This is a genomic window from bacterium, from assembly GCA_030654305.1.
Taxonomy (GTDB): Bacteria; Krumholzibacteriota; Krumholzibacteriia; order LZORAL124-64-63; family LZORAL124-64-63; genus PNOJ01.
Genome location: JAURXS010000271.1, coordinates 1 through 1,938 on the forward strand (window position 1 = coordinate 1; position 1,938 = coordinate 1,938).

At 74.5% G+C, this 1,938-nt stretch carries 3 protein-coding genes; all 3 read right to left on the reverse strand.

Annotated elements, in window-relative coordinates:
• Positions 1-408, reverse strand: a 408-nt coding sequence (locus Q7W29_07755) for a response regulator (GenBank protein ID MDO9171709.1), incomplete at its 3' end; no start/stop codon positions are given.
• Positions 393-1,757 (reverse strand): ATP-binding protein, encoded by a 1,365-nt coding sequence (locus Q7W29_07760; GenBank protein ID MDO9171710.1) that lies wholly within the window; start codon positions 1,755-1,757, stop codon positions 393-395. The genes Q7W29_07755 and Q7W29_07760, both read right to left, overlap by 16 nt.
• Before the next feature lie 16 nt (positions 1,758-1,773).
• Positions 1,774-1,938: lipoyl synthase (locus Q7W29_07765; GenBank protein MDO9171711.1), on the reverse strand; the 165-nt coding region annotated here is incomplete at its 5' end.

Genomic DNA, 1,938 nt, shown 5'->3' on the forward strand with positions numbered 1-1,938 from the left:
CGCGCGCTGCGCCTCGCGGCGCCAAGCGCGGCCCTCGCGCGCGATCGTCGCTCCTTCGAGCGCCCGCGCCACGGCCAACTTGACCTCCTCCATCTTCCAGGGCTTGCGCAGGTAGTTCACCGCGCCGCGGCGCATGGCCTCGACCGCGGTGTCGAGGTCGGCGTAGGCGGTCAGCATGATGACCGGCGTGCCGGGCGCCTCGCGCCGCGCCCCCTCGATGACGGCCAGCCCGTCCACCGGCGACATGCGCAGGTCGGTCAGCACCAGGTCGAAGCTCTCGCGGGCCAGGGCGGCCAGCGCCTCGGCGCCGCCGGGCGCGTCGACCACCTGGTGCCCCTCACCCTCCAGCAGCAGCCGCATGGTGACGTTCTGGCTCTTCTCGTCGTCGACGATCAGGATGCGGGCCATGGTGCCTCCGGTGTTTCCCCGCGCGGCAGCACGACAACCGCCTCGGCGCCGGGACCGTCGTCGCGGTCGCGCAGGGCGAGGGTGCCGCCGTGGTCCTCGATGACCTGGCGCACCACCGCCAGGCCGAGGCCGCTGCCCTGCTGCCGCGTGGTGAAGAAGGGCGCGAACAGCTCGTCCTGGCTGCGGCCGCCCAGGCCGTCGCCCTCGTCGCGCACCCGCAGTTCGACGCCGTCGCCGCGCGGCGCGAGCACGATCGTGACGACGCCCCCGCCGGGCATCGCGTCGCGCGCGTTCAGCAGCAGGTTCAGCAGGACCTGCTGCAGGCCGGGGCTGTCGCCGGCGATCGGACCGGCAACGCCGCGGTTCTCGACCTCGATGCGCACGCCCCTGCGCTCCAGCTCGCCCGCCGCCATCCGCGCCACGCGGCGCACCAGGGCTTCGAGGTCCAGGGGCTCGGGCCGCGGGGCGCCGCCGTGGCCGAAGGTCAGGTAGCGGGTCAGGATGCGGTCGAGGCGGTCGACCTCTTCGGGGATGAAGTCGGCCGTCGGCAGCTCGACGCCCAGCTCGCGCAGCTTGGCCGTCTGGATCTCGCCGGCGCCGCGGATGATGCCCAGGGGGTTGCGGATCTCGTGCGCGATGCCGGCGGTCATCCGCCCCATCGCCACCAGGGTCTCCTGGCGCTGCGCAGCCGCGCGGGCGCCGGCCAGCGAACGCTCGAGCCTCGCCACGACCAAAGCCATCGCCGACAAAAAGACCAGCACGGCGCCCACGCTTAACCAGGCGACGCGCCGCAGGTCGCCCAAGGCGCGGAAATACTCGGCCTCCGCGTCGACCGACAGCACGCCGGCGACCCGGCCGTCGGCGGTCCACACCGGGGCGAAGGCGCTCTTCTGGTACTCGTCCCCCACCTTCACCAGCGATCCCGGCTCGGGCGCGCCGCCGAGCGCGGAGGCGACGGCGGCGGGGTCGAGCTCCCAGTAGTAGTCGAGGTCGCCGCGGGCGACCCGGTCGGCCGCCGAGACCAGCACGAAGCCCTCGCGGTCGCAGAGCGTCAGCTCGCTCAGCCGGTTCTCGCGGCGGACCTCCTGCAGGCGCGAGCGCATCCAGACGAAGTCGAGCGTCTCCTGCGGGTCCAGGGCCCAGACCTGCAGCGAGTCGCCGTCGACGAGGTGGGCCGCCGTCGTCGCCACGCCCAGCAGCCGCTCGCCCAGGGCGCGCTCCAGGCTCGCCGCCGCCGAGGCGTGCAGCCGCAGCAGCGCCAGGCCGACGGCCGCCAGCACGGCCAGGTAAACGGCGGCGCCGGCCACTAGCCGGCGCTTCGCTCCGGCGGGCCGGTATGACGTCGTCATGGCGGGATCGGGGTGGTCAGGCGCCATGGTGCTGTTCGTGCCCTTCGGCCTGCTCGCGCGCGTGGTAGCTGGAACGCACGAGCGGTCCCGCCTCCACCCAGCCCAGGCCGAGGTCGCGGCCCGCGCGGGCGAGTTCGGCGAACTCCTCGGGAGCGTAGAAGCGCAGCACGGGGTGGTGGCG